The organism is Pontimicrobium sp. MEBiC01747, assembly GCF_053601635.1.
Window position 1 is genome coordinate 1 of record NZ_JBSHNS010000036.1, and the last position, 7,084, is coordinate 7,084.

The window sequence follows — 7,084 nt, forward strand, 5'->3', positions numbered from 1 at the left end:
GTCCCAGTTTCATCTTGAAAAGTAGCCACTAATCGTTTACCTCGTTTTTGAGCGATTTCCTGGAACTTTATAATTTTTCCTATAATTTGTACTTCGGCACTATTTCGCTGCAATTGGTTTATCTTAAAATACGTTGTGCGGTCTAAATAGCGATTAGGAAATAAGTTTATTAAATCTTGATAGGTATGTATGCCCAATTCTTTGCGGAGCAAATCGGCACGATTTGGTCCAACACCCTTTAAGTAGTCTATTGGTGTTTGTAGATTGGTAGCCATAATCTACGAAATTAAGATATTTGTAGTTAAAGTAAAAGCGAAATTAACGATAACAAAAAAGACCGCCATAAAGCGATCTTTTTTCATAGTATTAAGGTTGTATCTTACTGTTCCCCTTTAAGGACTAATAAAGGTATTCTACTTTCAAAATCAGATTTTCTAACACCATTATCGTGGATTGCGTCATCCCATAATTGTTTAAAGAAACCACGCTTACGTCTAAATACGCAAAGTAATTCTGGTTCTACAACATGAATGTATTCTAAAACTCCTTGGAATAATGTGGCGTTTTCAGAAGAGTAATATTTAGATGTTACGGCTGCTAAATCTTTATCGAACATTAAATCTTCTGGTAAAAATGTAGGTGTTTTAACTTGTAATAAGGTCATACGAGCCTCTAAAGCTTCTAATGTAGCCTCTAAAGGTTTAAGAGCGCCTTTCATTTTTATAACACCAGACTTAACAGCAGTTAAAACAGTTTTAATTGCTTTAAATTTATAGTTCTCTGGAATTAATAACACTGGCATATCTGTTTTGCGGACAATACTACCAGATAAATTATCTAAAAATAACTTTTCGTTAGTTTTTGGTGTTCTTGCAGATGCAATAACTAAATCGATATTAAAATCTTTTGAAAATGATTTAACAAAATCAATAATGTTCTCATCTGTAGGTAAAGAACGGAAGTTAATATCTATTTCTTGCTTTTTTGCATGAGCTACAAGCTCCTCTAAATGATCGTCTTCTTGTATTTCATTTATTTGAATACCATAAATCATTTCTGCGCCTACAGCTTTTGCAAAGTCTATAGCGTAAATAATAGTAGACATCTTTTCTTTTAGAGAACTAATTGGGACTAAAAATGTTTTCATCTTGTTTTTATTGGATGTTAATTTTTGTGCAAAAGTAGTTATTTTAATAGATGTATTATAATATTTCGTTGAAAGGCAATTATTTAAGAGGAACTGTTAAAAAAATGAATATTTAAGTTTAATGGATTAAATCGTAATATTCTTAGCAATAATAAAAGTGTATTCTCTGTAGAAATTACAAAAAATTGTATTTTGGCTTAGCCTTTGATTGGGATTTATTATGAAATATATTTTAGCCTTTTTTTTTCTTACTAGCCTTTTTGTAAAAGCACAGCAAACTAATTCTGTAGACTACACTTCTATTAACGCGGCGCTTAATATAAAACCAGAAATAAAAGAAGTTTCAGGAATAGTACAAGTCGAGTTTAACATATTAAAAGCTACAGACTCTATATACATCGATGCTGTAGGAATGGAATTCGATTCGATAGTGTTAAATGAAGCAGAAGTAAAAACAGTTAATGATGGTAAAAAACTTTGGATTATAAACGATTTTAAAGCTTCTAAGCACCATGAGTTAGTCTTTAAGTATAAAGTTAAACCAAAAAAAGCGCTATATTTTATTGGCTGGGATGCTTCTGGAAGAAATCAAGTTTGGACACAAGGGCAAGGAAAATATACAAGCCATTGGTTACCAAGTATAGATGATATGAATGATAAAATTGAATTTGATTTAGCAATCACTTTCGATAATAATTATCAGGTTATTGCAAATGGTAAACTTGAAGATAAAATTGAAAAGGCTAATAAAACAACATGGATTTACGAGATGAAAAAACCAATGTCTAGTTATTTAGTAGCATTGGCAATTGGAAAATACAACAAAAAAGTAGAACAGTCTTTAAGTGGAATTCCTTTAGAGTTATATTATTACCCAGAAGATTCGGCTAAAGTAGAACCAACATACCGTTACACTAAAACAATTTTTAACTTTTTAGAAAAAGAAATAGGTGTAAAGTATCCATGGCAAAATTATAAGCAAATACCTGTAAAAGATTTTTTGTATTCTGGCATGGAGAATACAAGCGCAACTATTTTTTCAGATAGTTTTGTAGTAGATAGTATAGCGTTTGTAGATAAAAACTATGTAAATGTAAATGCTCACGAATTAGCACACCAATGGTTTGGCGATTTAGTAACAGAAACTTCAGGAACACACCATTGGTTACAAGAAGGTTTTGCAACATATTATGCGTTATTAGCAGAGCGAGAGGTGTTTGGAGCGCATTACTATTATTGGAGATTATACGAGTATGCACAAGAATTAACAAGACAAGAGCAGGAAGGACAGCACACAGCGCTATTAAACCCAAAATCTAGTAGTACAACGTTTTATAAAAAAGGTGCTTTGTTATTGTTTATGCTACAAGAAAAAATAGGTGATGCAGCTTTTAAAAATGGGGTGAAAAGCTATTTGGAACAATTTAAATACAAAAATGTAAGTTCTCAAGATTTTATAGTGGCAGTTGAAAAAGCTTCTGGAGAGGATTTGACTACTTTTTTTAAGCAATGGTTGGAAGATGCACATTTTTATTATGATGAGGTAGAGGAGGAACTCGTATCTAATTCTGAAATGATAAACGGTTATTTACAAATTAATTGCGAAGCTTATAGCTCTAAATGTTCAGAATATTTAACGTCTTGGATTTTTGACGCTTCTAAAATAAAAGTCATAGAGCAAATGCCAAACAGAATCCAAGCAAAAGATTTTAAAAACAGTGTAAAAGTAAGACAAGCCATTGCTATAAATTTAAGAAAAGTTCCATGGTCACTAAAACAGGAATATGAAAGTTTGTTAAACGATAAATCTTACGTAACAGTAGAGTCTGCTTTGTATAACCTAATTAATAGTTTTCCAGAAAACACAAAAGAGTATTTAGAAAAAACAAAGCATATTATTGGTTTTAATGATAAAAATGTAAGGCAACTATGGCTGTTTTTAGCATTAATAACAGAAGCCTATTCTGATGCAGATAAAAGAACATTTTATAAAGAACTTGTTAATTACACCAAGCCAGAATATACTTTCGAGGTTAGGCAGCTAGCCTTTGAGTTCTTAAATGCAATTAGAGCTTGTAATGAAGAATGTGCTAAAAACCTTAAACAAGCAACTACCCATCATAATTGGAGGTTTAAAAAATTCGCTAAAGAATTATTAAACAAAAAGGAATAACAATAATACAGTAAGATTGTTACTTTTGTGTAACAAGAAAGATAAATTAATATAATGAAAGCATTAGTAATGTCTGGTGGTGGGAGCAAAGGTGCCTTTGCAGGAGGTGTTGCCCAATACCTTATAGAGCAGGAAGGTAAAAACTACGATATGTTTTTAGGGACTTCTACAGGAAGCTTGCTTGCTCCACATTTGGCTGTAAATAATATTGGGAAACTTTACGATATTTATACTAGTGTAAACCAGAATACTATTTTTAGTATTAACCCCTTTGTTGTTAAAAAGAAAGGCGATAGAGAATTTGTTGGAATAAATTATTTCAATACCTTATTACAATTTATTAAGCGTAAAAGGACGTTTGGAGAAAGCAAAAACTTAAAGCGCCATATAAGAAAGCAATTTACAAAAGAAGAATACGATTTAATAAGAGCAACAAAAGCAGATGTTGTTGTTACGGTTACCAATTTATCTAAAAACAGAACAGAATATAAGTCTATAAATGATTATAGCTACGAGGAGTTCTGTGAGTGGATTTGGATATCCTGCAATTATATTCCGTTTATGTCTTTAGCTAAAAAAGATGGTTTTGAGTATGCAGATGGTGGGTTAGGTTGTGTTATTCCTATTCGAGAGGCTATACAAAGAGGGGCAACAGAAATAGATGCTATTGTGCTGGAAAGTGAAAATTTAGAATACAATAAAGTTCTTGGTAAAAATCCTTTTTCATTACTAATAAACCTTTTTGGACACTTAATAGATCAAGTTGAAAAAGGAGATATTGCTATAGGTAAACTAGCAGCAAGACATAGAAATGTAAAATTAAATATTTACTATACACCAACAAAACTAACAGAAAACTCCTTAGTTTTTAATAAAAGATTAATGGAAAAATGGTGGTTAGAAGGGTTTCTTTATGCCCAGAAAAAGCATAATAAAGAATTTCCTTTAAATTCTACAGTAAACGTTAGATACTAACAGATGTCTCTAACCTCTTTTTTAATATAAGATAAGGCTGCATCACTAGGGGCTTGTTTTTCCATCATCTCCGTTAAAAGAACTTCACGTAATTTATTCGCTGTATCTGTTTTTTCTAACATACTCGCTTTTCTAATAAGCTGAATTGTAGCATTTTTAGAAGCGTTTATAATATTCCAACATTCGTCTGTAATATATATTTGTTGCGATAAGTTATGCTCAAACTCTTGCTCTATACTTTTTATAAGTAAAGACTCGTATTGTTCTTTGTCTGATGATATAGGAGATACTCTAATTAATAATTTACTAGGTGTAATACGCTCTAAAAATAATGTCATGCGCTCGTATGCTTGTAAACGCGTAGGAAGTACTGTAACCTCTAAATCTTTGCGTAATAAGTAATTTCTTCTACGGTCTTCATTGTTAACATGTTCTTTAAAAAAGAAATAAGCAGCAAGTCCAACAATAAGAGCTGGTAAAATATTTAATAAAAGGTCAATAATTCTGTCGGCATTCATGTACAAGTAAGTTTAAAGAGCAAACATAACTTGTTTTCTTTTATTGTACAAGAAAACAAGTTTTTTTGAAAAATTAAGTATAAAAAAGAGATGCTTTATTTAAGCTTTCATCGCTTTTGAAGCTCCAAGATAGTTGCAGTTTTTTAATGATTGCATACCAGTAAATGGAACTGGCGTTTTTTCGTATAAATAAGTTTTATCTAATTCTGTAGAGAGTTTATGTGCATCAATATTTAATTCAATATCACTCATTTTTAATTGGCATGGATGTTCGTAACCAGCAGCATGTGTTATTTCTATAAACTCTTTTCTAAAGGTTTTAAAATATTGCGCTAACCTAACAGATTTTAATGTCGGGTCAATACCACGCTGTAACCATTTACTTTGCGTAGCAACTCCTGCGGGGCATCTGTTAGTATGGCATACTTGTGCTTGTATACAACCAATACTCATCATGGCTTCACGAGCAACATTAATACAATCTACACCCATTGCAAAAGCCATAGCAGCTTTAGCCGGAAACCCTAATTTTCCACTACCAATAAATACAATACGTTCGTTTAATCCTTTAGATTGAAATAAGCGGTAAATATCGCTAAATCCATAAACCCATGGTAATGAAACATGGTCTGCAAAACTTGGAGGCGCAGCACCAGTACCACCTTCGCCACCATCTACTGTAATAAAATCGGGGCCTTTACCTGTTTTTAGCATAATATCTGCAAGCTCTTCCCATTGTTCTAATTTACCAATAGCAGCTTTTATTCCCACAGGAAGCCCTGTTGCATCTGCTATGCGTTCAACAAAATCAACTAATTCTGGAACATTAGAAAATGCTTTATGGTTTGGAGGAGAAAGTACATCTTTACCAACTTCTACACCTCTAATTTTTGCAATTTCTGGAGTTATTTTAGACCCGGGTAATACACCTCCTTTTCCAGGTTTAGCCCCTTGAGATAATTTAACTTCAATAGCGCGAATAAAAGGATTATTTTCAACTAATTGTATCATTTTTTCCATAGAAAAGCCACCATCTTCCGCACGAACACCAAAATAGCCTGTTCCAAAATGAAAAATTACATCACCACCATTGCTATGGTAAGGCGATAAACCACCTTCGCCTGTATTATGGTAGGCGCCAGCCATGTGTACTCCTTTATTTAAAGAGTCTATAGCTCTAGCAGATAAAGAACCAAAACTCATGGCAGATACATTAATTACAGAAGCTGGCCTAAATGGACGTTTACGGTTGTTATATTCGCCAATAACTTTTGCACATGGTAAAAAACTTTTGTCTATTGTATTAGGGTGGTCTTTTTCTATTTTATAAGGAAGCATTGCATTATTAATAAAAATATGCTGATGAGCGTAAATATCTCTATCTGTTCCAAAACCTTCATAGTTGTTTTCTTTTTTTGCAGAAGCATAAATCCAACCACGTTCTATACGATTAAAAGGTAATTCTTCTCTGTTATTAGCAACAAAGTATTGACGTATTTCTGGTCCTATACTCTCAAATAGATAACGAATATGTCCTACAATAGGAAAGTTATGACTAATGGTATGTTTTTTCTGAATAATATCTCGTAGAGCTATAATTGCTAAAACAATAATAATCCAAAGCCACCATGAAATAGTTGATAAAAAAGTAAGAATTGTATCCATTTCCAAAATCGTTTTGTCCAAAAATAAACATAATCTTCTCTTTTATAAAAACTAATTGACGGCTTTTTTATATTTATGGATTAATCCTTTAAAATAGGTTCTGGAAATAATTCAGAGTAGGTGTCTAAAACTTTATATGCTGCATCGCAAATGCCTTCTGTTGGGTGTCCGTTAGGCGCCCCTGCTGTCCAACGATAGCATATAAGCTGGCTGTATATATCTTCAAAAGCTAGTGGAACTCCGTTGTTTTTAGGGCTAAACTTATAATATATATAAAGCGCGGTTACTGTAACAGAACGGCTGCCACCATCGTAACAATGAATTAATAAATTTCCTTGTTGATAGAAATTAACCATTTTCGGAATGGTTTGTTGCTCTTCTAAAGAAGGGAATTCTAATAATTGATCTGCGGCATATAAAGCAGCAATCAAAGTAGTGATTTCATTTCCAGGGCCATCAATTAAGCCGACTTTATCAAATTGCATAGGTAAATAAGTAATCCCATTTTTTGTAATAGGACTGCCTTGTAATACAGTGGTATTGTCATCTAGGTCGTAGGCGACATTTAATACACCAGCTATTTTAGCATCTTCAATAATACTGTTT

General features: G+C 32.3%; 6 protein-coding genes and 1 pseudogene. 2 read left to right on the plus strand and 5 right to left on the minus strand.

All coding sequences use genetic code 11. The features are described from left to right. Positions 1-275, minus strand: a pseudogene (locus ACVC2P_RS00480) (ATP-dependent DNA helicase RecG); the annotation flags it as partial. Positions 276-379: 104 nt separating this feature from the next. Next, positions 380-1,147: a universal stress protein gene (locus tag ACVC2P_RS00485; protein ID WP_452596523.1), complete on the minus strand. Its 768-nt coding sequence runs from the start codon at positions 1,145-1,147 to the stop codon at positions 380-382. A gap of 220 nt (positions 1,148-1,367) precedes the next feature. On the opposite strand from ACVC2P_RS00485, the gene ACVC2P_RS00490 reads away from it, so the two are divergent. After that, positions 1,368-3,320 (plus strand): M1 family metallopeptidase, encoded by a 1,953-nt coding sequence (locus ACVC2P_RS00490; protein ID WP_452596524.1) that lies wholly within the window; start codon positions 1,368-1,370, stop codon positions 3,318-3,320. A gap of 54 nt (positions 3,321-3,374) precedes the next feature. Next, complete coding sequence (locus ACVC2P_RS00495; protein ID WP_452596525.1) at positions 3,375-4,295, plus strand: patatin-like phospholipase family protein; 921 nt, start codon at positions 3,375-3,377, stop codon at positions 4,293-4,295. Here the strand turns inward: ACVC2P_RS00495 and ACVC2P_RS00500 are convergent. The 3 genes from ACVC2P_RS00500 to ACVC2P_RS00510 form a co-directional block, all read right to left on the minus strand. Then, on the minus strand, positions 4,292-4,813 hold the full coding sequence (locus ACVC2P_RS00500; protein ID WP_452596526.1) for a DUF7935 family protein: 522 nt from the start codon (positions 4,811-4,813) through the stop codon (positions 4,292-4,294). The two genes, ACVC2P_RS00495 and ACVC2P_RS00500, sit on opposite strands and share 4 nt — an antisense overlap. A gap of 99 nt (positions 4,814-4,912) precedes the next feature. Next, positions 4,913-6,478: an FMN-binding glutamate synthase family protein gene (locus tag ACVC2P_RS00505; protein ID WP_452596527.1), complete on the minus strand. Its 1,566-nt coding sequence runs from the start codon at positions 6,476-6,478 to the stop codon at positions 4,913-4,915. A gap of 80 nt (positions 6,479-6,558) precedes the next feature. Beyond that, positions 6,559-7,084 (minus strand): hypothetical protein (locus tag ACVC2P_RS00510; RefSeq protein ID WP_452596528.1); only part of this gene is annotated, 526 nt, incomplete at its 5' end.